Origin of the sequence: Limnobacter sp. SAORIC-580 (assembly GCF_013004065.1) — a bacterium.
GTDB lineage: Bacteria > Pseudomonadota > Gammaproteobacteria > Burkholderiales > Burkholderiaceae_B > Limnobacter > Limnobacter profundi.
Window position 1 is genome coordinate 1161956 of the sequence record NZ_CP053084.1, and the last position, 25756, is coordinate 1187711.

The 25756-nt window shown below is 52.1% G+C and carries 22 protein-coding genes; 17 read left to right on the forward strand and 5 right to left on the reverse strand.

Translation table 11 applies throughout. The annotated features are described in order from the left end of the window. Positions 1 to 2 precede the first annotated feature (2 nt). Together HKT17_RS05475 and HKT17_RS05480 are read left to right on the forward strand one after the other, a co-directional pair. Positions 3 to 1319, forward strand: a complete 1317-nt coding sequence (locus tag HKT17_RS05475) for a hypothetical protein (protein WP_171098447.1) — start codon at positions 3 to 5, stop codon at positions 1317 to 1319. A 171-nt stretch (positions 1320 to 1490) separates the two neighbouring features. Next, a complete protein-coding gene (locus HKT17_RS05480; protein WP_171098450.1) occupies positions 1491 to 2180 on the forward strand; it encodes a PA4824 family protein in 690 nt (229 codons plus the stop codon). A gap of 5 nt (positions 2181 to 2185) precedes the next feature. Here the strand turns inward: HKT17_RS05480 and HKT17_RS05485 are convergent, their stop codons facing one another. Continuing rightward, positions 2186 to 2995: a sulfite exporter TauE/SafE family protein gene (locus tag HKT17_RS05485; protein ID WP_171098452.1), complete on the reverse strand. Its 810-nt coding sequence runs from the start codon at positions 2993 to 2995 to the stop codon at positions 2186 to 2188. Positions 2996 to 3146: 151 nt separating this feature from the next. Here HKT17_RS05485 and HKT17_RS05490 point away from each other — a divergent pair, with 151 nt between their 5' ends. The 3 genes from HKT17_RS05490 to HKT17_RS05500 all read left to right on the forward strand — a co-directional run bounded on the left by HKT17_RS05490 (position 3147) and on the right by HKT17_RS05500 (position 4988). Next, positions 3147 to 3896, forward strand: a complete 750-nt coding sequence (locus HKT17_RS05490; protein WP_171098454.1) for an MBL fold metallo-hydrolase — start codon at positions 3147 to 3149, stop codon at positions 3894 to 3896. Positions 3897 to 3983: 87 nt separating this feature from the next. Beyond that, positions 3984 to 4577 carry an isochorismatase family protein gene (locus tag HKT17_RS05495; RefSeq protein WP_008251073.1) on the forward strand — a complete coding sequence of 198 codons (594 nt, stop codon included), beginning with the start codon at positions 3984 to 3986 and terminating at the stop codon, positions 4575 to 4577. 81 nt (positions 4578 to 4658) lie between these two features. Then, positions 4659 to 4988 (forward strand): H-NS histone family protein, encoded by a 330-nt coding sequence (locus HKT17_RS05500; RefSeq protein WP_008251074.1) that lies wholly within the window; start codon positions 4659 to 4661, stop codon positions 4986 to 4988. Between the two features lie 72 nt (positions 4989 to 5060). On the opposite strand, the gene HKT17_RS05505 is transcribed toward HKT17_RS05500, so the two are convergent. Both HKT17_RS05505 and gltX read right to left on the reverse strand, forming a co-directional pair. Further along, positions 5061 to 6275: an O-succinylhomoserine sulfhydrylase gene (locus HKT17_RS05505; protein WP_171098457.1), complete on the reverse strand. Its 1215-nt coding sequence runs from the start codon at positions 6273 to 6275 to the stop codon at positions 5061 to 5063. Then, the gene (gltX, locus tag HKT17_RS05510; protein WP_171098459.1) at positions 6272 to 7693 is read right to left on the reverse strand and encodes a glutamate--tRNA ligase; all 1422 of its coding nucleotides are present in this window, start codon (positions 7691 to 7693) and stop codon (positions 6272 to 6274) included. Before gltX ends, HKT17_RS05505 begins: the two co-directional genes overlap by 4 nt. A 77-nt stretch (positions 7694 to 7770) precedes the next feature. On the opposite strand from gltX, the gene HKT17_RS05515 reads away from it, so the two are divergent. Genes HKT17_RS05515 through HKT17_RS05535 form a run of 5 tightly spaced genes read left to right on the forward strand, consistent with a single transcriptional unit; the run spans position 7771 to position 14966 of the window. After that, entirely contained in the window at positions 7771 to 8406 is a 636-nt protein-coding gene (locus HKT17_RS05515; RefSeq protein WP_083797177.1) for a YcbK family protein, read from the forward strand. 40 nt (positions 8407 to 8446) lie between these two features. Further along, positions 8447 to 10729: an ABC transporter substrate-binding protein gene (locus tag HKT17_RS05520; RefSeq protein WP_171098462.1), complete on the forward strand. Its 2283-nt coding sequence runs from the start codon at positions 8447 to 8449 to the stop codon at positions 10727 to 10729. Continuing rightward, positions 10729 to 11706, forward strand: a complete 978-nt coding sequence (locus HKT17_RS05525; RefSeq protein ID WP_171098464.1) for an ABC transporter permease — start codon at positions 10729 to 10731, stop codon at positions 11704 to 11706. Before HKT17_RS05520 ends, HKT17_RS05525 begins: the two co-directional genes overlap by 1 nt. A gap of 13 nt (positions 11707 to 11719) precedes the next feature. Next, the gene (locus HKT17_RS05530) at positions 11720 to 13117 is read left to right on the forward strand and encodes an ABC transporter permease (RefSeq protein WP_171098465.1); all 1398 of its coding nucleotides are present in this window, start codon (positions 11720 to 11722) and stop codon (positions 13115 to 13117) included. Between the two features lie 4 nt (positions 13118 to 13121). After that, entirely contained in the window at positions 13122 to 14966 is a 1845-nt protein-coding gene (locus tag HKT17_RS05535) for an ABC transporter ATP-binding protein (RefSeq protein ID WP_171098468.1), read from the forward strand. Between the two features lie 5 nt (positions 14967 to 14971). Here HKT17_RS05535 and HKT17_RS05540 read toward each other — a convergent pair whose 3' ends face one another. Further along, positions 14972 to 16234, reverse strand: coding sequence for a transglycosylase SLT domain-containing protein (locus HKT17_RS05540; protein ID WP_205882512.1), 1263 nt, complete (start codon positions 16232 to 16234; stop codon positions 14972 to 14974). Between the two features lie 119 nt (positions 16235 to 16353). Next, positions 16354 to 17127, reverse strand: a complete 774-nt coding sequence (gene gloB, locus HKT17_RS05545) for a hydroxyacylglutathione hydrolase (protein ID WP_171098471.1) — start codon at positions 17125 to 17127, stop codon at positions 16354 to 16356. Between gloB and HKT17_RS05550 the strand changes: the two genes are divergently transcribed. From HKT17_RS05550 to HKT17_RS05580, 7 genes are all read left to right on the forward strand, one after another. After that, entirely contained in the window at positions 17118 to 17936 is an 819-nt protein-coding gene (locus tag HKT17_RS05550) for a class I SAM-dependent methyltransferase (protein ID WP_171098473.1), read from the forward strand. The two genes, gloB and HKT17_RS05550, sit on opposite strands and share 10 nt — an antisense overlap. Positions 17937 to 17969: 33 nt before the next feature. Further along, positions 17970 to 18410, forward strand: coding sequence for a ribonuclease HI (rnhA, locus tag HKT17_RS05555; protein WP_205882538.1), 441 nt, complete (start codon positions 17970 to 17972; stop codon positions 18408 to 18410). Then, positions 18407 to 19129, forward strand: a complete 723-nt coding sequence (dnaQ, locus tag HKT17_RS05560; RefSeq protein WP_171098475.1) for a DNA polymerase III subunit epsilon — start codon at positions 18407 to 18409, stop codon at positions 19127 to 19129. The genes rnhA and dnaQ overlap by 4 nt, the downstream gene beginning before the upstream one ends. Before the next feature lie 11 nt (positions 19130 to 19140). After that, positions 19141 to 21438, forward strand: a complete 2298-nt coding sequence (locus tag HKT17_RS05565) for an AsmA family protein (protein ID WP_171098477.1) — start codon at positions 19141 to 19143, stop codon at positions 21436 to 21438. 104 nt (positions 21439 to 21542) lie between these two features. Then, on the forward strand, positions 21543 to 23282 hold the full coding sequence (locus HKT17_RS05570; protein ID WP_171098479.1) for a patatin-like phospholipase family protein: 1740 nt from the start codon (positions 21543 to 21545) through the stop codon (positions 23280 to 23282). 30 nt (positions 23283 to 23312) lie between these two features. After that, positions 23313 to 24092, forward strand: coding sequence for a 3',5'-cyclic-nucleotide phosphodiesterase (locus HKT17_RS05575; RefSeq protein ID WP_171098481.1), 780 nt, complete (start codon positions 23313 to 23315; stop codon positions 24090 to 24092). Between the two features lie 18 nt (positions 24093 to 24110). Next, complete coding sequence (locus tag HKT17_RS05580; protein ID WP_171098483.1) at positions 24111 to 25751, forward strand: ShlB/FhaC/HecB family hemolysin secretion/activation protein; 1641 nt, start codon at positions 24111 to 24113, stop codon at positions 25749 to 25751. The last annotated feature ends 5 nt before the right edge of the window (positions 25752 to 25756 follow it).

Consider the following 25756-nt stretch of genomic DNA (forward strand, 5'->3'; position numbering starts at 1 on the left):
CCATGATTGATCAAGTTCCAGTTGCGAAAATTCAAACCCCGAATGCGACCCCAACCATTACCCGCAATGGCCAGGTTGTGGCTGATGCGGAGTTGTTTCAGTGGGGCGATGAAATTTCAAACACTTCGGCCACTCCCATGGAAATCCGTATTCCTGCGCGTGGACCTGGACAAGGCGATACCTTACTGGTGCTGCAGCCTGGCGCGGCAGCGCGTCTGGAGGAGATCGATTCAGATGTAGCAGGAGCAGCTTCGCGTACCAAAGTGGTGGCGCTGACTGAGGGTGTTGAACTTTACGACATTGATGACGATATCTCATCTGCCATTCTCGAACAGGGCACAGGCGAGATGTCAGGCCTGGTTGGTGCTGGTTTGTTGGCTGGTGGTTTGGGCGGAGGTGCAGCCGCTGGCCTGGGTGCAGTGGCTGCAGGCGCATTTTTGCTCGGCGACGACGATGACAATGGTGGCGCTGGCCAAAGTGGTAGCGGTGCTGGTGGTTTGGCCGGTGGTGTCGAATCAATAGGTGATGGCCTTGAGGAAACGCCCTTGGCACCTGTGGCCGGGGCCACAGATGCAGTCTCGGACGGCCTTGGTATGGTTGGCGGCGCGATTGGTGGTATTTCGGATCAAGATCCAACCGGTTTGACTGATGTGCTTGCAGGCGTTGTAGGCGACCCCAGCAGTGGCGATGGTTCCGATGCTGGTGGGTTGGTTGGTGCTGTGAATTCAATTTCGACTGGGCTGGACAGCGGCACTGAAAACACGCCATTGGCACCATTGGTTGATCCCCTTACAGAAACGTTGGGTTCTGACTCTGGCGCTGTGGATGGCGTTGCGCAAGGTTTGGCCGATGTGGGTAACACCCTGGCCGGCGATGACAGCCCATTGGCGCCGTTAACATCGGACATCCTTGCCCCGATCGTGGGCACGAGCGACGATACCAGCGACACCAATGGTGTTCCCGGTACCCTGAATGAAGTAAGCGAAGGGCTGACTGACCTGACTGCTGAAGACGCAGCGCTTGCACCTTTGGATCCGGTCACGAGCGCCGTGGGAGACGGAGTCAATACGTTGGCCGATGGTGTTGAAACACTGGGTGGCGCTGTGGCCGATGCCTCCGCCCAAGACCCCACTGGCTTGATTGGCACGGTGGGAGAGGTGTTGGGTGGCGATAGCGTCAGTTCTGGCGATTCGGGCGCAGGTTCGGCACTGCCGACAGACGCATTGCCACTGGATATGCTGACCGGTGCCCTACCAATTTCAACTGACGGCGGAGGACTGGGGCCGCTTGATTTATTAACTGGTGCTTTGCCTGTTTAAACTTTACCGCGAGGTCCGACTTCAAATCCCCCGACCAAAACAGTTGGGGGTGAGAGTTTAAGAAAATAAGCCACCCTGGGAAAAATAATCGCGTTGGTCACGCGTGATGATTAGCCAGCCATGAATTCGTTCAGAATGCTGTGAGTAATCTGGCAGTAAACAGGGGGGGTTGTGAAGGTCATACTATTGTTAATTGGTTTAATGGGATTGATGCCCAATGGTTATGCCGGTCGCCCCATTGAAACTGACGACGCGTCGGTTACTGCCCTTCGAACCTGCCAGCTTGATTTTTGGACAGAAACATCGTTGGAGGTTCGACAGGACAATTTCAATGGGGGCTGTAATTTTTTGGGCAATGGTGAGTTTAGCCTCGGGCTTGGCGCCGTGCATGGTAATCAGGAAGATCAAACTCTGAGTTCCCTCGGTTACAAGCACATTTTCAAACACTTCACTGACAGCACTGCGGGGTATGGTCTGGCTGCCAGCCGAGAGTGGGGGCGCTTGAAATCCACGAATGAATCCTCTCAGGAAACTCTGCTCACCACGATTGCCTCTGTCCCTTTGAGTAGCGAAGATTCATTGCTTCACCTAAACCTTGGGTACTTGCAATACCGTGACCAAACCCAGCATGACAACAGTATTTTCAAGGCCGCGGCGCTCGATTATTCACTCAACGAGCGAATCGGGTTTTCGGTTGAAACTTATTCAGGTGTCGAAGACGCTTTGAGTTGGCGGATCGGTGCGCGCTACACCCTCATTCCCGATTTTTTGCAGATCGATGCCAGCTATGGCAGTGACTACGGCACTTTTCAAAATGCCAGGGCATTCACCTTGGGTTTCGGAATTACGCCTGGATTTTGACAGGCTTAAATATTCTTGATCACCATCAGAATTGCGACCACGACGCACATTGCACCAAATGCTTTTTTCAACTGGGCACTTGGCATTTTGTTTGAAACCAAGCGGCCAAACAACATGCCACACAGCGCCGCGGCTGCAAAGGTAATACCTATTTCATAGTTGAAGACGCCAGCGCCAACGCTGTTCAATACCCCGAAAGTTGAAACAATCGCAATCACCGCCAAAGAGGTCACCGTGACTGATTGAACGCTTAAATTGGTGAAGCGTTGCAAGGCGGGCACCAACACAAATCCGCCACCCACACCCAATAAACCCGATAGAAAACCCGCCACGGCACCCGAGAAAACCAGTGCCCGTGCACATGGCCAGGTCCAGATGAAGCGACCGGTTTCCGGACTTCGAATGCAAGGGCATTTACTTTTTTCGGAATCGGGTGGTGCATCAATCACATTCATTTCCGAATTGGCGGCCCCCCGAAATGCATTGAAAGCAACCCACAGCAGAACCACTGAGAAGGCCAGCCCCAGTGCCTTGGTGTCTACTTGTTGGGCCACCCAAAAACCAACTGGCGATAGCAGCAAGCCAACAAACCCCATAAGGCCAGCCGCCTTGTAACGCACCTCGCCTGCCCGCAAACCCAAAAAAGCGCCGAGTGTGGCTGCCAGGCCCACTGCCAGCAAGCCGATTGCAGACACTTCTTGCACGGGCAGCCCGGTGGTGAAAACCAGCAAAGGTACCGCCAGTACTCCTCCACCAGCGCCAGTCAGCGCCATGACTAAGCCCACCAAAAGCCCCAAAGCCAAGGTACCAATCATGCGAATGCCTGTTTCAAAAGTTGTCTGGGGATGTGTTGAATGTCGTACATTTTGACAGTGTGTGCCCGGATACAGTATTGCAGGCGACAAAAAAGTAAGATGTGTCTATTATATGCGTAGTTGCGCATATATAGAGCATTGAGGTTAAAAGATGATTTTCAAACAGCTTTTTGAGCCCGTATCCAGCACCTACACCTATTTGGTGGGTTGCGAACAAACCGGGCAGGCCGTGTTGATTGATCCGGTAGTGTCTGTGATGGAACGAGACCTCGCCGTGTTGAGTGAACTCGGTTTAAAACTGGCCTACACCCTGGATACGCACATTCACGCTGATCACATTACTGCCGCGCTTGAACTGAAAAGCAAGGTGGGCAGTAAAATTGCTGCGCCTGCTTTTGATCGTTTGCCTTGCACCGACCATGCGATCGAAGAGGGGCAGCCATTTGTGGTGGGCAGCGTGCAAATTGAACCGTTGCACACCCCTGGTCATACCGATGGCCACTTCTCTTATCGCTTGGGAGAACGCGTCTTCACCGGGGATGCCTTGTTGATTGATGGTTGTGGGCGAACTGATTTTCAGAATGGTGATGCACCCACTTTGTACAAAAGCGTGAAAGAGAAACTATTTTGCTTGCCTGAAGATACTTTGGTCTATCCTGGGCATGATTATCAAAATCGACGGGTTTCTTCGATTGGACAAGAGAAAAATCGAAATCCTCGCTTGGGTGATCAAAAAACGCTCGAAGAGTTTATCGAAATTATGGGCAATCTGCATTTGCCTTATCCCAAGTTTATTGATTATGCAGTTCCAGGCAATCGTCTTTGTGGAGTTTGTCCCAGCCATTTGCCGGAAGAGCTTGAAAAATATTGTCAGCAGATTACGGAAAGTAAACAAGGCTGATTCAATGATTGAGTTGTTCCATGGTTGGTGTTTTTGACATGAATTACCTTGTATGCTCTTGTTTTGCACTTTGGTTTTTCACATCGAATGTTATTGAACCACGAATCCAGTCAACTCGTTTTAATTGATTATCAAGAAAAACTGATGCCAGCCATACACCAGGCTGACGATGTTTACAAAAACGCCTTGATATTGGCCACGCTGGCCAAAAAGCTGCGCGTGCCTGTATTTGGTACCGAGCATATGCCCGACAAAATAGGCCCTTTTGTGCCTGCTCTTGGTGCACTGTGCAAAGCCACCATGCGTAAAACTCATTTCAGCGCCTGCCCTGAAGGTTTGATTGATTTGTTGACCAGCAAAGCACCTGCTGGCAATGCACGCAGTTTACCCAAGCATTTGCAGAAAAATAATCAGGAATCAGAGCGTCCCAGTATTGTAGTTGCCGGTGTTGAAGCCCACGTGTGCCTGCTTCAAACAGCGCTTGATTTACTGAATGAAGAAATGGAAGTTTGGGTAGTCACCGATGCGTGTGGATCGAGAACCGATAGAAATCGTGATGCAGCCTTTGATCGTTTGGCTGGTAATGGCGCAGAATTGGTGACCACAGAAATGGTCGTATTTGAATGGCTGGAAAGTGCAGAAAATGAGCATTTTAAATTTGCACTTGACCTCATTAAGTAATCAATTTAATTTCACGTTTGTGATTAACAATAAATTTAATTACAATCGGGCTTGTTAATAAACTTTTTTAAAAAGAAAAAAATGAAAAAACTAAATCTATCCGCTTTAAGTGCTTCTGAGCTTCAGCAGTTGAAGTCAGACATTGAAAAAGAATTGAATGACCGCAGCTCTAAACTGCAAGCCATTGAAGAAGTCAAGAAATTGGCAGCGTCGAAAGGGTTGAAGCTTGAAGAGCTTTTTGCTGAGTTGGGCGGATCCAAGCCCAAAGGCAAACGCGAATTGGGCCCAGCGCCTGTACGTTTCCGCCATCCCCAAGACGCTTCACTCACTTGGTCGGGTCGCGGCAAACGCCCAAACTGGATGAAAGAAGCCATGGCGAAAGGCATGACTGAAGACCAAATGCGTGTTTGATTTTGTGGTGTTGATTTATTAAAAAAGCCGCTGGTTTTAATCAGCGGCTTTTTTGTTGAGCGCTTGGCTTAATTACCCACCCAAGCCGCGTAGCAAATCTTTCTTCAAATCAGCCACATCTTCCAGGCCAATCGCCAAACGAATCAAACCTTGCTTGATACCCGCGGCTTCACGCGCTTCAGGGCTAAGCCTTCCGTGCGTGGTGGTGCCCGGATGGGTAATGGTTGTTCGCGTGTCACCCAGGTTCGCAGTAATTGACATCAACTGGCTGCTGTCAATGACATGCCAGGCCTTGGCACGGGCATCGTCCTCGTTGCTTGCCTTCACCTCAAACGACACAATGGCACCACCGGTTTTTTGCTGTTTCATGGCCAGCGCATGTTGCGGGTGGCTTTCCAGGCCGGGGTAGTACACCTTGCTGACAGCGGGGTGCGCTTCCAGCCAGCCTGCAATTTCAAGCGCCGCAGCAGACTGCGCCAGCATGCGAATGTTCAGCGTTTCAAGGCCTTTGAACAGCACCCAAGCGTTGAATGCAGAAAGCGTTGGGCCTGCCGTGCGCAGCACAGGCAAAATTTTGTCTTTCAGCAAGTCTTTCGGGCCGCAAATGGCACCGCCCAACACACGGCCTTGACCATCCAGGTATTTGGTGGCGGAGTGAATGATGATTTCCGTGCCGAAGTCGACTGGTTTTTGCAAAGCAGGGGTGCAAAAGCAATTGTCCACCACGTTGTAAATACCATGTTTCCTGGCCAGGTCGCTCAGCGCGCGCATGTCCAGAATTTCGGTCAGCGGGTTCGAAGGCGTTTCGCTGTAGAACAACTTCGTGTTGGGCTTGATTGCTTTTTCCCAAGCTTCCATACTGGTGCCGTCTACGAATGTGGTCTCGATCCCGAAGCGGGAGAGAATATTCACAAACAACTGCACTGTGGCGCCAAACAAGGCTTTGGACGCAATAATGTGGTCACCCGCATTCAACAGGCCCATGCAGGTTGTTGTAATTGCCGCCATGCCGCTGGACGTGGCCAGGCAATACTCCATGTCTTCAAGCACAGCCAGGCGCTGCTCAAACATTTGCACGCTGGGGTTCGTAAAACGCGCGTACACATTGCCTTCTTCGGTGCCGGCAAAGCGGGCTGCGGCTTGCGCTGCATTGTCGAACACAAAGCTGGATGTCAAAAACATGGCCTCAGAGTGCTCGCCAAACTCTGTGCGGTGGCTGCCCGCACGAATCGCCTTGGTGGCAGTGGCCCAGTCTGCCGGGTTGGCCTTCGGTTTGTTGTTGCTCATGATTGCAGTCCTTGCGCAATTCGAGTTTGTACAGTGTGCTTGCCCAACAGGTTCATCACCTTGTCGATTGAAGGCGTTTGCGTAATGCCAGTCAACATCAAGCGCAGAGGCATTGCAAGCTTTGGCATTTTCAGGCCATGGTTTTTAATGGTGGTTTTAACCAAACCGCTCAGCGCTTCCACATTCCATTCCACACTGTTCAAGCCTTCATTGAATTCGGCCAAGGCTGCACGCACGCCAGCTTCTTCCAGCATGGGTTTCAATTCTTCAACATTTACACTTGGCACCTTGTAGAACAGGGCGGCTTCATCGCGCAATTGCACCAAAGTGGACGCTCGCTCCAGCACTACGTCGAGCACGTCGGCCAGCTTGGGGCCTTCAAACGCATTCACACCCTCTTTCTCAAGGCGGGTTTGCAAATCCGACAGCAATACTTCCTTTGGCGCTTGCTTCATGTAATGGGCATTAACCCACTTCAGCTTTTCCGGATCGAACTGCGCGGCCGATTTCGACAGGTTGGTGGAGTCAAACCACTCAATAAGCTGTTCGCGGCTAAACAATTCATCGTCACCGTGGCTCCAGCCCAAACGGGCCAGATAGTTGATCATGGCATCGGGCAAAAAGCCTTCTTCGTGGTACTGCACCACGCTGACCGCACCGTGGCGTTTGGACAGCTTTTCACCGTCGGGTCCCAGAATCATCGGGATATGCCCATAAATGGGTTGATCGCCGCCCAACGCTTTCAGGATATTGATTTGGCGGGGCGTGTTGTTGATATGGTCATCACCGCGAATCACGTGGGTAATTTTCATCTCCCAGTCATCCACTACCACACAGAAGTTGTACGTGGGTGTGCCGTCCTGGCGGGCGATAATGAGGTCGTCCATTTCTTCGTTGTTGATCGAAATGGCGCCTTTCACCAGGTCGTCCCAAGTCACCGCGCCGCTAAGCGGGTTCTTGAAACGCACCACGGGTTTTACATCTGCAGGTGGCGTGGGCAGTACCTTGCCGGCCTCTGGGCGCCATGTGCCGTCATATCGAATACGTTGACCATTTTCCCGTTGCTTTTCACGCATTTGATTCAATTCTTCTTGCGTACAGTAACAAAGGTAGGCATCGCCTTTTTCAAGCAGTTTGTCGATCATGGCCCGGTAACGGTCCATGCGTTGCATTTGAAAAAACGGGCCTTCGTCGTAATCCAGATTCAACCAAGCCATGCCATCCATAATGGCCTGAACGGCTTCTGGGGTGGATCGCTCTACGTCAGTGTCTTCTACGCGAAGAATGAACTGTCCCTTGTGGTGGCGGGCAAAAGCCCAGCTGTACAAGGCGGTTCTGGCGCCACCCAAATGCAAATAGCCTGTTGGGCTGGGTGCAAAACGGGTGCGAACTGTTTGATTTTGGTGATCTGTTGACATGGATTAGTGACTTTTTTTCAAAGAACTCATATTATAAGTTCAAGTAAATTCTTAGGTTTCGGCTACAAGCTATGGCAATGCACAATTTCGACCGGCGTTCATTCATCAAGGCAGTAAGTACTTTGGCTGTTATTGGCTCAGTCGATACCTTTTTGAATCGGGGAGTATTGGCAGCTGGTTCAGACTTGGTGCCACCACCCGATCTGTTCGATCCAGGCTTGGTAGATCTGACTTTCTGGCTTCAACCACGCACCCTTGAAATGGTACGCCCACAATCGGGCGAGCGCTTGAACATTACCTACTGGAAAGACGGACATCTTAACCCAATCGCCTATGAACAGATTTGTGGTTTGCTTCGAGACGTGCAGGCAAATCAAGTTTTCCGCATGGACACGCAAATTATCGACACACTGTGGGCTGCACAGGCTTTCGTGCGTCGTTATGGCTTTGTGGCACCGGTTGAAATTACTTCGGGTTACAGAAGCCCAAAAACAAATGCCCGTTTAATCGAGAAAGGCTTGCCCGCTGCCCGCAATTCCCTGCATCTGAAAGGTCAGGCTGTTGATTTCCGTTTGCCTGGCCTGCATCCCAGGGTGCTGGGCGAATTGGTAGAGGGTTTCCGCGCCGGTGGCGTGGGCTTCTACTTCCGTGTGGGCGCAAAAGGTGGCTGGATTCACGCTGACACTGGTCCGGAGCGTGTTTGGCGTGGTTAAATAAAGCCATCTAAAAAAACAACAGTGCGAGGGTGGTTTTTTGGCAGTTTTCGGTCGCATTACAGGCAGTTTCGCAGTGGCGGTGGCTTTGTGCCTGTCGCTCGCTGCATGTGGCAAGGCGCCCAACAATCCTTACGTTGAAACTGCGGAAGACAAAAAGCTCAACACCCTTTACACCGCCTTCACGGCACGCCCCAAGCATCTGGATCCAGCGCAGTCTTACACCTCCGACGAAGCGGAATTCACTTACCAAATTTACGAGCCGCTGTTTCAGTACCACTACCTGAAACGGCCCTATCAGCTAGAGCCCTTGGCTGCTGCGGCCATGCCTGTACCGGTTTACCTGGATGAGGCGGGCAACGAATTGCCCGATGACGCGCCGCTTAACGCGGTGAGGACCAGCGTTTATACCATTCAATTAAAGCCTGGCGTTCAATATCAACCGCACCCGGCTTTTGCGAAAGATGCCCAGGGCAATTTTTTGTACCACCAGCTCGGCGAAGAAGCCCGCAAGTACAGCAGCCCCTTGCAGTTTGAGCAGCAGGGTACGCGCGAGTTAACTGCGCACGATTATGTGTACGAGATCAAGCGCCTTGCCAGTTCCCGAATCGTGTCTCCAATTCTGGGGCACATGGGCGATTACGTGGAAGGCTTGGGGGAGTTGTCAAAAACCCTGCAAGAACACGACAAAGCGCTGAAAGAGAAAATCCAGAAAGAAACCGGCAGTGCCTTTCCGCCTGCCACAGCTGACTTGCCCTGGCTTGATCTGCGTGAATTTGATTTGCCTGGTGCCAAAGCGCTGGACGACCACACACTAGAAATTCGCGTGAACGGCAAATACCCCCAGTTTATTTACTGGCTGGCCATGCCTTTTTTTGCACCCATTCCCTGGGAAGCTGATGCGTTCTACAGTCAAAAAGGTTTTATAGAAAACAACCTGGTGCTGGATTGGTGGCCTGTGGGCACGGGTGCTTACATGTTGACTGAAAATGACCCGAATTCCCGCATGGTGTTGTCGCGCAACCCGAACCACCGCGGTGAGCCGTATCCATCAGAGGGTGAGCCCGGCGACAAGGCCAAAGGCCTGTTGGCCGATGCCGGCAAAACAATGCCCTTTATCGATCGTGTGGTGTTCACGCGCGAGAAAGAGGGCATTCCTTACTGGAACAAGTTTCTGCAGGGCTATTACGACACCTCTGGGGTCAGTGCAGACACCTTTGATCAGGCCATTCGTGCCAGCGCCGATGGCGATGCAGCTTTAACCCCGGACATGGCGGAAAAGGGCATTCGTCTGGAAACATCATTGTCCACCAGCATGTTTTATCTGGGTTTCAATTGGCTGGATCCCGTGGTGGGGCCGGGCAGCTCCGCCGAAGAGGCGCGCCGTGCCAAATTGCTGCGCCAAGCCATTGCAATTGCCATGGACTGGGAGGAATTCTCGCAAATTTTCACCAATGGTCGAGCAGTGCCAGCCCACGGCCCGGTGCCGCCTGGCTTGTTTGGTTACGAGGAAGGTGAGGCCGGCTACAACACGCAGGTGTACAACTTGGTGGATGGCAAGCCGGTACGCAAGCCAGTTGAAGACGCCTTGGCCTTGTTGAAACAAGCAGGTTATGACAATGGAATTGACCCAAAAACAGGGCAACCCTTAACCCTGGCGCTCGATACAACAGGCGGAGGCCCCGGTGACAAAGCCCGCTTCGATTGGTACCGCAAGCAGTTCGCCAAGCTGAACATTCAACTGGATATTCGTGCCACCGACTGGAACCGTTTTCAGGAAAAAATCCGAAAGGGCAATGCGCAAATTTTCTTCCTGGGCTGGAATGCAGATTACCCCGATCCGGAAAACTTTTTGTTCCTGCTCTACGGCCCCAACAGCCGCGCCAAAACTGCGGGGGAAAATGCCTCGAACTATTCCAATGCGCAATATGACGCCATGTTCGAGCGCATGAAAACCATGCCCAACAATGAAGAGCGTGCCGCGATTATTTCGCAGATGACGGACCTTGTTCAAGACGATGTGCCCTGGTTGTTTGCCTTTGTGCCCCAGCAGTTTGGGCTGATCCACGAGTGGTATGGCAACGTAAAGCCCAACGACCTGGCCCGCAACAGCATCAAATACAAAACCATCGATACCGCCAAACGTGATCAGGCCAGAAAGGAATGGAACCAGCCCGAATGGTGGCCTATTCCGGTGTTGTTGCTTGCACTGGCCCTGTTCATTTGGCCCGCCTGGGCCGCCTGGAAGCGCCGTGAACAAGCCATGGGTATTCGCGAAGACTTGGCTGCGACTGTGGCAAACCGCACAGGGGGCAAGCGCTGATGGGTAACTATTTGCTGCGCCGTGTGCTGTATGGCCTGCTGGTATTGTTGGGTGTGAACCTGATCACCTTTGTGCTGTTTTTTCAAGTGAACAGTCCCGATGACATGGCCCGTTTGGCCCTTGGTGGCAAACGGGTCGCGCAAGAATCGGTTGATCAATGGAAGCGTGAAAAAGGATACGACTTGCCCTTGCTGATCAACAGTGAAGCGCAAGGCACAGGCACGCTGACCGAGACTATTTTCTTCCAGAAGTCGGTGCCCATGTTTGTGGGTGAGTTTGGCAGTTCCGACGATGGCCGTAATATTGCCAATGAAATTGTGAAACGTGCGGGGCCTAGTCTTGCCCTGGCCGTGCCCGTGTTTGTGCTGGGTCTCTTCCTGAATATTGTGCTGTCACTGTTGCTGACCTTTTTCCGGGGCACTTACCTTGATTTAACCGGTGTGGTGCTGTGCGTGCTGGCCATGTCGATTTCCGGTTTGTTTTACATCATTGGCGGGCAGTACCTGTTTTCCAAAACATTGGCGCTTGTTCCAATCTCAGGCTATGACTCGGGCGGGGATGCTTGGCGCTTTTTGATATTGCCGGTCATCATTGGCGTGGTCAGTGGTTTGGGTGGCGGTACGCGCTGGTACCGCACCATTTTCCTTGAAGAGATCAACAAAGACTATGTTCGCACAGCGCGTGCCAAGGGTTTGTCTGAATTACAGGTGCTTGGGCGCCATGTGCTGCGCAATGGTCTTATTCCAATTCTGACCGGTTCAGTCACAGTCATTCCCCTGTTGTTCATGGGTTCGCTGATTTCTGAATCCTTCTTTGGTATCCCAGGCTTGGGCAGCTACACCATCGAGGCCATTCAGTCGCAAGATTTTGCAATTGTGCGGGCGATGGTGTTTATTGGTTCAGTGCTTTATTTGGTGGGTTTGATTTTGACTGACATTGCTTACACCATCGCGGACCCTCGGGTTCGATTGGCATAAGGGGAGCAGGTCGATGATGCCCACTCTACTACTCACTGATGCGCTCATCTGGCTGCTGGTATTTGGCGTGCTGGCTTATGCTCGCAGCGTTGTCAAAAACCCGCTTTCTCGCGCGTCATGGGGTTTGGTGTTTCAATCGAAAATTGCCAGTGCCAGTTTGGTGGTGCTGTTGTTGGCGGTGGTCATCACCCTGCTGGACAGTGTTCATCTTCGCCTGAATGCCGAGCAGCAAAGCCGTTACGCCAGCCCCATTATTTCTGTGCTCGACGTGGCCTTGGGTCCCCTGGCCTATCAGCGCGAGAAATCGTATTCAGCACCACTGGCCACCCGTTCCTTGAGCAAAGAAACCATGGAGGTAGACGGCAAACCCGTGCGTGATTACGCCCGTTTGCAGTTTGGCGGTGCGCATTTAATTGATGAAAGCATGAAGGGGCAGGACCTGCTCAAGCGTGCTTATCAAGGCGCCTTGGGTGGTGCAGTGCTGTGGGCGTTTTTCCTGGCAGCCTTGTGGATCATTCGCAGGGCCATGGCACAGGCGGATCATCAAAACAGCATTACCGTGTTCACGGGCAGTGGTGCTTACCAGGCAGTGGTGTGGACCTTGTTTGCACTTTGCGTTGTGGGCGGCGTAGTGTGGAAGTGGGCTGAGGCCTACCATGTGCTGGGTACCGACAAAGTGGGCGTGGACGTGTTTTACATTGCCTTGAAAGGGCTGCGCACTGCCATGCTGATTGGTTTGCTGACCACCTTGCTGACTCTGCCTGTGGGCATTGCCATGGGCTTGGCTGCGGGTTATTTCCGTGGTTGGGTCGATGATGTTATCCAATACATCTACACCACGCTGAATTCAATTCCCTCGGTGTTGTTGATTGCTGCCACGGTGTTGATGTTGCAGGTGGCACTGGATGCCAACCCGGATGCCTTCGCGTCATCGATTGAGAAAGCCGACCTGCGCCTGTTTTTCCTGTGTGCCATTTTGGGTTTGACCAGCTGGACCGGCCTTGCCAGATTGATTCGTGGCGAAGTGTTGAAAATGCGCGAGCAAGATTACATTCTGGCCGCACGTGCCAGTGGCGTGTCCAGCGCAAAAATTCTGTTCTCGCATTTGCTGCCCAATTTAATGCACCTTATTTTGATTGCCATGGTGATGGATTTTTCAGGCCTGGTGTTGGCCGAGGCAGTGCTCAGTTATGTCGGCGTGGGTGTAGACCCCAGCACATTCAGTTACGGCACCATGATCAATGCAGCACGACTTGAGCTAAGCCGGGAACCGATTGTGTGGTGGAGCCTGGTGGCTGCATTTGTATTCATGTTGCTGCTGGTGCTGTCAGCCAACCTGTTTGCCGACGCAGTGCGCGATGCGTTTGATCCGCGCGCGCGCCAGTTGAAACAATCTTTGGTGAGGGTGTAAGCGTATGAGTTTGCTCAACATCCATGGACTTACCACCCGCTTGGCCAGTGAGGCTGGTTGGGTGCATGCGCTCGATGATATTTCATTGGCCATTGAAAAGGGCCAAACTTTTGCCTTGGTGGGTGAATCGGGTTGTGGCAAGTCCATGACCGCGCTCAGCATTGCCCGCCTGCTGCCAGACAGTGGCGCAATTGTTGCCGGGCAGGTGAGGTTAAACGAGAGTAGTGCAGGTGCAAATTCAAACAGCACCGATGTGTTGCGCATCAGCGAAACGGCCATGCGCACCCTGCGTGGCAAACGCATTGCCATGATTTTTCAGGAACCGGGCACAAGCTTGAACCCGGTGATGACCGTGGGCGACCAGTTGACCGAAATCATTTGTTTGCACACTGGGGTCAACAAGGCACAAGCATTGAAAGAGGCCGAAGCGTGGCTGGGCCGCGTGGGCATTCCCGAGCCCAAAAAGCGATTGCAGCAGTATCCCTTTGAAATGTCGGGCGGCCAAAAACAGCGTGTCATGATCGCCATGGCCTTGAGTGTCAAGCCTGACCTGCTGATTGCCGATGAACCGACCACGGCACTGGATGTGTCCATTCAGGCGCAAGTACTTGATTTATTGAAAACCCTGCAGCGCGAGCAGGGCATGGCCATGCTGCTGATTACGCATGACCTGGCAATTGTGAAGCAAATGGCAGATACAGTGGGGCTGATGTACGCTGGCCAACTGGTTGAGAAAGCCAGCACCGCAGAGTTTTTTGCTGCACCACGCCACCCTTATGCGCATGCACTGGTGAAGTCCTTGCCCAGCCAAGCCCAGCGTGGGCAAGCTTTGTATGCGCTTGAAGGGCGTGTTCCATCGTTGGTGAATCCCAAACCTGGTTGCCGGTTTGCGGCCCGTTGCCTGCACGCGCAAGAAAATTGCAGCCAAAGCACACCACAATTGCTTGCAGCCACACAAACCCATACCGTGCGTTGTTTTTACCATGCCGATTTGTCGTTCACAAAGCCTGGCGCAGGTGGTGTGAACTCGGTGGGCGGCAGTTTTTCAGGCGCAACTTCAAAGGTGGTGTTGCAAACGGTGTCTTTGTCGGTGGCTTATCCCGAAAAAGGTGGTTTGCTGCGTAAGCATTTCAAGCCAGTGCTGAACAAGCTCGACATCACTTTGTTGCAAGGCCGCACTGTGGCTTTGGTGGGCGAATCGGGTTCTGGTAAAACCACAGCGGCCCGCGCCTTGCTGGGTTTGTTGGGCAGCAATGCGAAAGTGGATGGCGATGTGCTGATGGACAGCAGGCCCCTTCGCCAATGGGCAGAGCGCGGCCCTGAGGGCTGGCGTTCAAAAATTCAGTTTGTATTCCAAGACCCTTTTGCTTCGCTGAATCCTCGCCATCGAATTGCTGAAATTCTGGAAGAGCCATTGCTTAGTTTGCGCCCCGATCTGGATGCGACTGCTCGCAAGGCTCGTGTGCTGAAAGTGATTGACCAAGTCAGCATGCCCGAAGAAGCCCTTGCTCGTTTTCCGCATGAATTTTCGGGTGGTCAGCGCCAGCGCATTGCGATTGCCCGTGCATTGGTTTCAGAGCCCAGAATTTTGATTTGCGATGAACCCACTTCAGCGCTGGATGTGTCAGTTCAGGCTCAAATATTGAATTTGCTGAAACGCCTGCAAACTGAAACCGGTGTGGCCATGCTGTTTATTACCCACAACCTGGCGGTGGTTCAGTACCTGGCCGATGAAGTGGTGGTGCTAAGGCATGGCGATGTGGTGGAGCGCGGTTCGGCTGAACAGTTGTTTGCCAACCCACAGCATGCTTATACCCGTCAGTTGATTGATGCGGCGCCGGTGCTTTAACCGCTTCAGGATTCCCAACTGCCCAGCTTTGGTGTGTTTGGAATACTCAAGTTCATGCCAGGTTTGATCAGCTTCTTCTTGCCCAGTCCGTTGAGCCTTTGTATGGCTTTCACGCTCACATCAAAGCGTTGGGCTATTTCTCCCAAGGTGTCGCCTTTTTTTACCGTGTAGTTGCGCTGGGGGTTTGAAGGTTTGTACTGTTTCAGGCTGGCCTGAATTTTTGCGCTGTATTCAACAGGCACCAGCAGGGTATTGCTGTGGGCAGCATACAAAACTGGTTGATTCAAACCAGGGTTCAGTTTGCGAATCAACTCCAGTTCAACGCCTGCTAGGCGGGCAATCTCCCGAAGGTCAACATCGGCGCTGCGTTTGATTTCGGCGAAGTAAGGTTTGTTTGGAAACTTGGGCAAAGTCAGGCCAAAACGTTCCGGGCTTTGAATTAGGTTTTTTAGCGCTTGTAGTTTTGGTATGTAATGTTTCGTTTCAAGGGGCAGCTCAAGGTTGTCCAGTGTGGGTTCAAGCCCTGCTTCCTGTGCTTTTTTAACGGCCCTGAGTACCGAACCTTCGCCCCAGTTGTAAGAAAGCAAAGCCAGGTGCCAATCGCCATGCATGTCATAGAGATACGTAAGGTAGTCCAGTGCAGCGCGGGTGGAGGCCACCAGGTCCCGTCGTTCATCAACCCATTTGTTTTGTTTCAGGTCAAATTGACGTCCCGTGCTGGGAATAAACTGCCACAAACCCTCAGCGGCTGAAGGTGAGCGTGCATGCGGGTTGAACTGGCTTTCGATAAATGGCAGCAAGGCCAGCTCAGACGGCATGCCACGTTTTGCACATTCCTGGGCGATGAAGTAAATGTAGGGTTCGGAACGCTGCAACATGTTGTTCACCATGCGCTTGTTTTTCAGCAAGGCGCGTTCGCGAACTTGCACTGCCTGCGTTTCCAGGTCAGGCACCGAAAAACCCTTTCGTATATCAGCCCACACATCACCAGCTTCTTCGGCAAAGTCCAGCGTAATCAAGTCGTAGGGTCCGGACATTTTCAGCTCGAGGCCCGGGTTGGGTGCCACCAGGCCGAACAGCTGTACTTCTTCGTTTTCCGCGTTTAGTGCAATGTCGGCCTGTTGCGCATTGGCCCAAGTGGGGCCGGGTCCAACGGCGATGCCCGTCAAAATGGCCACTTTGGCAAATTGCTTGATTCCATTTTTGAACGAGTCGGGTTTCAAAGGGCTTGGTTGCCGGGCAGGGCAAAGAGCGAAACGAAAATGCATCCTATGTTGAAGTTTTGTGTAGGTCAATCGAGAGTTGACCCATGCCCCAGCCCGAGTGATACCACTTGAATTATTTTAAACAGGTGTATTTGTAAAAAAATGTTAACTGGTTATCGCAATTAGAAATTGTCTTTTGCTGTGCGTATTTGTTTGAATTCAATGGGATTTGTAGCATTGATGAACAAATTGCTGAGCCGCTCAACACCGAGCGTTGTCGGAATAGTGCTTAAGCCTGCCTCCCGAATTCTTCGGACTTCAATTTCTCGTGCTTCAATATTTTTGGAGTCGGGTGAATAGGCCCTGGCGAACCGCAGATTCGATTCGGTGTACTCATGCGCGCAGAAAACACGGGTGTTTGCCGGAAATTGATTGAGTTTTTGAAGGGATTCAAACATTTGTTCAGCGCTGCCTTCAAACAAGCGTCCACAACCGCCCGAGAACAAGGTGTCACCTGGAAACATCCACACCTCTTCACTGTTCATGGTGTCTTTCAACTCAATCACATACGCCAGGTGGTCTACCGTGTGGCCCGGAACTTCAAAAACCCGGGCAGTCAGGCAGTGTACATCCACGGCGTTACCTTCGCGCACAGGCCGATTTACCTGTGCAACCCTTCCACTGGCCGGACCGTACACTGGCAAGTCTTTTGCGGCTTTGCTCAGGAGCGCATCAATTCCCCCTATGTGGTCCATGTGGTGATGGGTGACCAAAATACCGCTAAGATGGTAACCACGAGAATCCAGAAAATCTTGAACTGACCTGCTGCAACCCGGGTCTACCACCATGCAGGCCTTGCTGGGTTCATGAACAATCGCCCACAGGTAGTTGTCCTGAAAGGCCGGGATGCCATAGACCGACCAATTCGACACTTGAGAAGACTTGAATGATTCCATCTGAACCCCTGAACGACTTGAGTACACAACAAGCCCAAATGTTAGCACTCGATGCCTGGTTGAACACGCCAGCGGGCCGGTACTTCACAAGTCGTGAACAGGCGTGGATTGATTCTGTGGTACCCGACCTGTTTGGTTTCCGGGCCGTGCAATTGGGTACTCGGCTAGTGGATGGTCTGAAAGAAAGCCGCATTCCCCACAAGGCCTATGTGCAGCAGGGCTTGGTGGCCAGCAAACCCGATGGGGTGGAAATGATCACGCCCGATTGCTTTGCCGAGTTTGAAGAGCTGCCTTTCGAGAGCCAGTCGTTGGACATGATTGTGCTGCCCCATGTGCTTGAATTCTCTGAGGATCCGCACCAGCTGTTGCGGGAAGTAGAGCGCGTGTTGATGCCGGAAGGGCGGGTGGTCATTACCGGTTTCAACCCGATGTCGCTGTGGGGCCTTCGCCATGCGGCCCTGAAACGCTGGGCACCCGTGTGGCCGGATGGTTGTGAGCCGATCCATTTAAGCCGCCTGAAGGACTGGTTGAAACTGTTGTCCTGTGAACCCGAGTTTGGCCGGTTTGGTTGCTACCGTTTTCCTGCATTCACTGAAAGTGGTTTAAGCCGGATGGGTTTCATGGAGCATGCGGGTGATCGCTGGTGGCCAGTGTGTGGCGCAGTCTATTTTGTATGTGCAGTCAAAAGAGTGCGCGGCATGCGCTTGATTGGCCCGGCTTTTAAAGACAAAAAAGTATCAGCACGCCAACTAAAACCTGTTGCCAATAAGGCGCTGAATAAAACACCTACAATAGGCGACCGTGGATAAGGCCAACAGGATTGAATTGTGACTGAACAAAGAATTGCCAGCGTCGTGATGTATGCCGACGGGGCTTGCAAGGGCAACCCGGGGCCAGGCGGTTGGGGTGTGTACTTGCAATCGGGTGAGCATGCCAAGGAATTGTGCGGCGGAGAGTTGAACACCACCAACAACCGAATGGAATTGACCGCTGTAATTGAAGGGTTGAATGCTTTAAAGAAGCGTTGCAGCATCGACGTGTACACCGATTCGCAGTACGTGCGTAAAGGTGTACTGGAGTGGATGCCAAAGTGGAAAATGAACGGGTGGAAAACCTCGGACAAAAAGCCGGTGAAAAACGCCGACTTGTGGCAAATACTCGATGAGGCCAGTGTTCGTCATTTGGTACGCTGGCACTGGGTGAAGGGCCATTCTGGCAACCCCGGCAACGAGAAGGCCGATGCCTTGGCAAACCTTGGTGTAGAAAAGGCGATGAAACAATGAGATATGTAGTACTGGATACAGAAACAACCGGCCTGGAAGTTAGGCAGGGTCACCGGATTATCGAAATTGGGTGTATCGAAGTGAATGGTCGGCAGGTGACTGACCACCATTTTCACCAATACATCAACCCCGAGCGTGAGGTCGATGAGGGTGCATTCCAGGTGCACGGTATTTCCGATGAAATGCTGGCAGACAAGCCGAAATTCAAGCAAATCGCCAAAGACTTTCTTGATTTTGTGCAGGGCAGCACGCTGATCATTCACAACGCATCATTCGATATCGGTTTTCTGGATGGTGAACTTGAACGTCTGGGCTTGGGCAAGATGGCCGACTATGTGGACGGCGTAATCGATTCCCTGGGCATGGCGCGTGAAATGTTTCCCGGCAAACGCAATAACCTGGATGCGCTGTGTGACCGCCTTGGGGTGAATAACGCACACCGTCAGCTGCACGGGGCGCTGCTGGACTCGCAAATTCTGGCGGAAGTTTATTTGGCGATGACCCGCGGGCAAGACAGCCTGGTGATTGATCTGAATGCGCATCATGAGGACGATGGTGTAGAGCGAATCAAACTCAGCGCGCTGAGTTTGCCAGAACCTGAGCCCACCGATGAGGAGTTGGTGCTGCACCAAGCCTATTTGACGGACATTGAAAAAGCGGCCAAAGGGCCAAGCGTGTGGAGCAAAATCAGCCAGGCGACTGAAGAACCCGCAGTTTAAGGAGGTTTGCCATGAAAAAGGCAATTGCATGGGGCGTGGGCATTGTGATTGGTGTGCCGGTAGTATTGGCAGCCACCGCAGCCATTTTGGTGAACACAATTGACCAGCAGGCTTTGCTGAACAAAGCCAGCGCAGTGGTCAAGGAAAAGCAGCAACGCGATTTGGCGTTCACGGGTCCCGTGCAGCTCAAGTGGTTCCCTTCCATTGGCGCCGATTTGAACGGCGTCACTCTTTCTGAATTCCAAAGCACCGATCAATTTTTGAAGGCTGACAAAGTCAGTATTTCACTGGCTTTGTTGCCGCTGCTAAGTTCAGAGGTGGTGGTAGACGCGGTACAAGCCAGTGGTGTCACCGTGAATGTGGTGAAAAATGCCGATGGCAAGTTCAACTTCGATGATTTGAGCAATCCTGAAACAACCGATCAGGTTGAGCAAGAAATGGAAGATGCCCCGGCAGAGGGTGGACAGGCCGTGAATTTTTCAGTGGACTCGATTGCGCTTGAAAATCTGAATGTGACATATGCTGACAAGCAGACCGGGTTAGAGGCCTCGTTGAACAACTTCGCCATGCAAAGCGGTCGCATTGAGCAGGGGGTGCCCACAGACATTGCATTGAAGGGCAATGTGAAGGCCAACAAGCCGCAGGCGGATTTGAACATCGACTTGAACACCCGTCTTGAGTTTGGACTGGGTGAAAATCTGTATGCGAATTTTGAGAACCTGAAGTTTGCCGTGTTGGGCCAACTGGATCAGCAGCAAGCCGATGTGAATGTGCAGGCCAGTACCCTGAATGTGAACCCGAATACCTTGGAGGTTAAAGCGCAGTCGCTGGATGCCAAGGCCAAAGGCCAACTTCCCAACGTGGGAGCATTCGACGTTAGCCTAAGCTCGCCTTCACTGGAACTCAGCGACACTGTGGCGCGTGGTGAGGCCTTGAATTTCAAGGCCGACTTGAAGCAAGCCACACGCAGTATCAACGCCACGCTTGACTTGGCAGGCTTGCAGGGCAATTTGAAGCAGGCGGTGTCTGCTGCATTGAAAACTACAGTGAATTTGGTGGAAGGTGAGCGCACGGTGAATTTGCAGCTGGCCAGCCCCATGAGCCTGAACATGAAAAGCGAGTTGATTGAGTTGGCAGCCTTGACGGGTCAACTGGATGTGAAAGACCCGGCATTACCAAAAAAACAGGCCAGCATGCCTTTGGCAGGCCGTTTGGCGGTGAACAACACAGAAAAAACTGCGGAGCTGGATTTGAACTCGAAGTTTGAGGCCACCAGTTTTGATTTGAAAGCAGCCGTGAAGAATTTCTCCAAACCGGCGATTACAGCTGTATTGAATGCGGACAAGCTGGACATTGATGCGTTGTTGCCCCCCAAGAAAAACGCCAATACCGAGACCGCAGCAAGCTCGGGTGAAAAATCCAAAGACACACCTGTTGATTTGAGCCCGCTGCGCAATCTGAATCTGGACATCACCGCCAACATAGGTGAATTGAAAGTGTCGAATATTCAGGCCCAGCAATTGAAAACGAAGGCTGTGGCGCGAGGGGGCAAACTGACCATTTCGCCGCTGGATGCAAAGCTTTACGGTGGTTCAACCACGGGTGTAATTACCGCGGATGCGAATACTCAAACGGTGACCGTGAACCAGAACATGACTGGTGTTCAAGTTCAACCTGTAATCAAGGCGCTGCTTGACAAAGACATGGTCGAGGGCAAGGGCAATGTGGGCATCAACATTCGCACCACGGGCAACACGGTAAACCAGATGAAAGCTGCCCTGGATGGAAAGGTTTCGGTGAGTCTTCAGGATGGTGCGATCAAAGGCATTAATCTGGCCGAGAAATTCAGAAATGCAAAATCCTTGCTGACGACCGGCAGCAACGCCACCCAAAAAACCGACACCACTCAGAAAACGGATTTCAGTTCATTGGCAGTCAGTTTTGACATTGCCAATGGCGTGGCTACCTCGAATGACTTGAATGTGATGGCCCCCTTGTTTCGAATTGGTGGCGCAGGGCAGGTGAATTTGATCAGCAATTCCCTTGACTACCTGGCCAAGGCCTCGGTGGTGGCCACCAGCACAGGGCAGGGCGGTAAAACGCTTGATTCTGGTTTGAACGGGGTAACGGTGCCCGTTCGCCTGTATGGCCCATTCACTGGCGTTCAGTGGGAACTTCAGTTCAAAGAACTGGCAAAAGAAGCGGCCAAAGCCAAATTGCAGCCAAAAATTGATGAGAAAAAAGAAGAGTTGAAAGGCAAGGCCGAGGAAAAGGTGAGGGACGCCCTGAAAGGTTTCCTGAATCGCTGAGTTTCAACAAGTGGCAACAATCCCAGGGGCCCCATGGGGGTAGGTGCTTTGTGAGGCAATAGTTTGCTACCATCAAGGCAAATTATTCTTACAACGGTGTCCCTGTGTCCGAACCCGCTGGCTTGCCGGTTATTGAGCTGAGTTATGCCATTGAGCTTTTGTCCAAAAAGCTCGAAATTCAGTCCACTGAAGCTGAGCAGTTAATTCGACTTGCAAAACTGGTTCGTTTACCCCGTGGCGACACTTTGTTTGAGCAAGGTCAGCCCAGTCATCATTTTTATCTCTTGTTGCAAGGTCAGTTGAAAGGACAGCGTTTTCGCCCAGACGGCTTTCAAGACCTGGCCCTTTCTTTTTTCCCCGGCGAAATGATAGGCGAGCTTGGTTTTTTCGACCAAGCGCCACGTACAGTCAGCATTTCTGCCCGCCGAGACAGTGTTCTGCTTGAAATTGATCAAACCGCCCTGGAGCAGTTCGGTGAGTTCAGTCGCTCGGTGTATCACCACCTGATCCGAATGCTCGTTTCCCGTTTCAAGCGTGAACTCGGCTACAGCGGCCCCTTGAAGCAACACCAGTTCATTTTGTTTCAGTCTTTTGTACGCCCCGAGGGTTTTGGCATGCAGGCCGTTGAAGGATTTCAGTCTGCCATGGCACGGCATTGTGAGTTGCGACGCTGGAAACAGCTTGGTGACGTAACCCCGCCGAGTTCTGTCAGTGCCAAAGACTGGGTGGTTGAAATGATTGAGACAGAACCCCTGGAGGTTTTGGACGATCGCCTGATTGAAGAGCTTGATTGCATGGTGGTGATGCTGTGTGCAAGCACCTTGAATGATTCGCGCAGTTGCGACTTGTTGAAAGCCCAGTTGAAAAGCGCCGACGACGACTTGCCGGTGTGGTTTGTACTGGTGCACGAAGCGGCCTGGGTTGAGCAGTCGGTTGTACAGCGCATACACGCCAATTTTGGCAGCGGGTTCAAGCTGTTGCATGTTCGGCGTGGCCACCATTCCGACAACGCACGTGCTGCGCGGCACATTCTGGGGCTCACCTTGGGCCTGGTGCTGGGCGGTGGCGGTGCCCGCGGATTCGCCCATGCCGGTTTCTTTCAGGCACTTGAGGAGGCTGGCGTGGTCGTGGACTCGGTTGGGGGAACCTCAATGGGCGCGTTGGTGGGTGCGCTTATCTCCTCGGGGCGCTCGGCCGCCGATGTGAACAAGGCCCTTGCCATCAGTTTCAAGAAAGGTTTGCCATTCAAACTGACCGACTACTGGATACCCAAACATGGCTTTGTGAAAAGCAAGGCAGTTGACGAGGTGTATCAAAAAGCATTTGGTGATTCGTTAATTGAAGACCAGCCGATTCCGTTTTTCGCCATCAGTTGCAATTTGACCACGGGCAACCAGTTCTTGTTTGAACAAGGCCCGTTGTGGAAGGCAGTGCGCGCCAGTACTTCCATCCCGGTATTTTTTGAGCCATTCATGGCGGGCAGGCACGTGATGGTGGATGGCGCACTGGTCAACAATGTGCCTGTCGATTGCATGCGTACTCGCGGCGCACGAAAAATTCTCACCGTGGACGTGGGCCTTGAGGAAGACATCACCGCGCACATGGTAGACGACAGCAGTGTGCAAATGCCCACCATGATGAAGTCGCTGATGCGTGTCATTGAATTGGGCGGTATTGAGAAATCACGACAGGCCAAAGTCATCAGTGACCTGTATGTTCAGCCTTCCATTGAAAAAATCGGATTGATGGAGTTTGAGCGCAGAGAAGAGATCGTTGCCTTGGGTTACGAGGCTGGGCGTAAAGCAATTCCGGATATACTGGCTTTGCTTCACAAAACTACATAACAACGCAGTCGTCATTCTTACGAGGCTTTGATGCAAAAACACTCTACGGTAGAGGTGTTGGGTTGCAGCGGCAGTATCGGTATTCCCGGACAAGGAACAACAAGCTTCCTGATCGACAGTGATATTTTGATCGATGCGGGCACAGGCCTGTGCGAGCTCGATTTTGCCCGTCTCGAGCAAATTGAGCATGTATTCATTACCCATTCCCACCTGGACCACATTTGTGGTTTGCCTTTTTTAATCGACACGGTGGGCGTGGGCCGCAGAAGTCCCTTGCGTGTGTATGCCACCCTCCCCACAATCAGGGCCTTGCAGCAACATATTTTCAATGAGGAAATATGGCCTGATTTCTCGAAAATTCCCACAGCAGAGAACCCGGTTCTGGAGTATGTTGAGATACAGCCTGAAGAAGAACTGGTGTTTGGTGAGCGCAGAATTTCCACCGTAGAGGTGGATCATACGGTCCCGGCCGTGGGTGTTTTTTTGACTACTCCCACCGGGGGGTGGTGCTTCTCCGGAGATACGCACCAAACAGACCGGTTATTCACCCTTATCAACTACGCAAAAAAGGTAGATTATTTCTTTATTGAGGCTGCTTTTCCTGACAAGGAGAAATGGCTTGCAGATTTGGCCAAGCATTTGTGCCCAAGTTTGTTGTTTGGTGAGCTTCAAAAATTAAACGCAGCATGTGAAATCTGGATTAGTCATCTAAAGCCCAGAGAGCACGACGAGATTCAAAAAGAGTTACAGCAGTATCCGGGAAGCCAGCCGCTGCGCATTTTATCGGCCGGAATGATTTTTAACATTTAACGGTTACACAACAATTCTATGAAATTCAAACTTTCCGCAGTCGCCTGTGCAGTGGTGCTGTTGGTCAATTCGCATTTGCAGCTTGCAAATGCGCAAACCCTGCCTGAAAGCACATCAGGTTCCCAGCCAAGCAGTGAAGAATACAAGGAACCCAGTTTCGCGGTGTCGGGTTTTGAGGTGTTGGGACCGGAATTAATTCCGCGGGACCAAGTCATGGCTGTGCTGAGTGGTTTTTCCGGTCGTGAAATCACTTTTTCCGATTTGCGAACTGCCACCGTGGCCGTTGAACAATTACATGCCGAGGCGGGTTATGAAGTAGTTCGTGTGTTGATTCCTGAGCAGGAAATCAAACCCGGTGAACAGCTTAAACTGCAAATTGTCGATGCGCGGCTGGATGTAGTCACTGTTGCGGGTAACGACTACTTCACGGCGGAGTCCATTCAGGAAAGCTTGGTGGTGCTTCAACCAGGGGCCTTGATCAACACTGTGGACATGGATAAAAACCTGCGTTTGATCAATGACAACCCGGCGAAAATCGTCCGTGTACGCCTGGAGCCCAGCGACAAGCCAGGCTTGGTGGACGCGAAAGTGCAGGTTTCTGATCAAAAACCATTGGCTGCATATTTGACGCTGGACAACTCTGGTACCAATGCCACGGGTGATTTCCGCATGGGCTTGGCCTTGCAACACAACAATGCCTTTAACAAAGGTCACATGGCTTCGTTTCAATACGTGACCTCGCCGGGGCGTTGGTCAGATGTCGAGGTATTTGGCCTGAATTACAAAGTACCGTTTTACAGCATTAGCTCCATGCTTGAATTGGCGTACAGCGATTCGAATGTGGACGCGGGTAACTTGAGCGTTGGAGCCAGTTCTGTGTCAGTGGCCGGTGCCGGTACCACTGCTGCAATTCGGTGGGTGAAGTTGCTGGATCGTTTGGCCGGGTTCGATGCTCGACTTACCTTTTCTCACGAAATCAAAGAGTTTGTCAGTCAGGTTCAATTGAACGGTTTTGGGCCAAGTTTGGTTCCAGAACTGGAAAGCAGACCTGTGGGCGTGTCTTATTCCCTCTCCGAGGCACTTGATTCGCGGCAACGGGCTTTTCAAATCGGGTACTTTAAAAACTATGTCACCGGTGGTAACAATTCAACCACCCAGTACCGCATGACCAACCCGGCCGCCGAGGCCAATTTTGATGTCATTCGAGCCAACGCCAGTTGGTCTGAACAGGTGATGCCTGGCTGGCGCCTGACCGCGCAGCTGGATGCACAACACACCGATTACTCTTTGATTCCCGGCGAGCAGTTTGGTGCGGGGGGTGTTTACTCCGTGCGTGGTTTTGAAGAACGGGTTATTTCCGCAGATCGCGGTACCCGCCAGTCGCTCGAGCTGATGGGCCCGAATGTCAGCAAAAATTTCGGCACTTTGTTTGAGCGTTTGCAGTTTGTTGGTTTCGTGGACGCCGCTCAGTTGAAGTTCAACAACCCAGTGTTCGGATCACCTGTCGAGCCGCATTTAATGTCCTATGGTGTGGGCGCGCGTTTCGCATTTTCCCCCAAACACCAATTCCGAGTCGACCTGGCCAAGGTGGTGTCAGGCGTGCCCATTCAACCGCATGGTGATGTGATGTTGCACGTCACTTTTGCCACTTCCCTGTAAGGAAA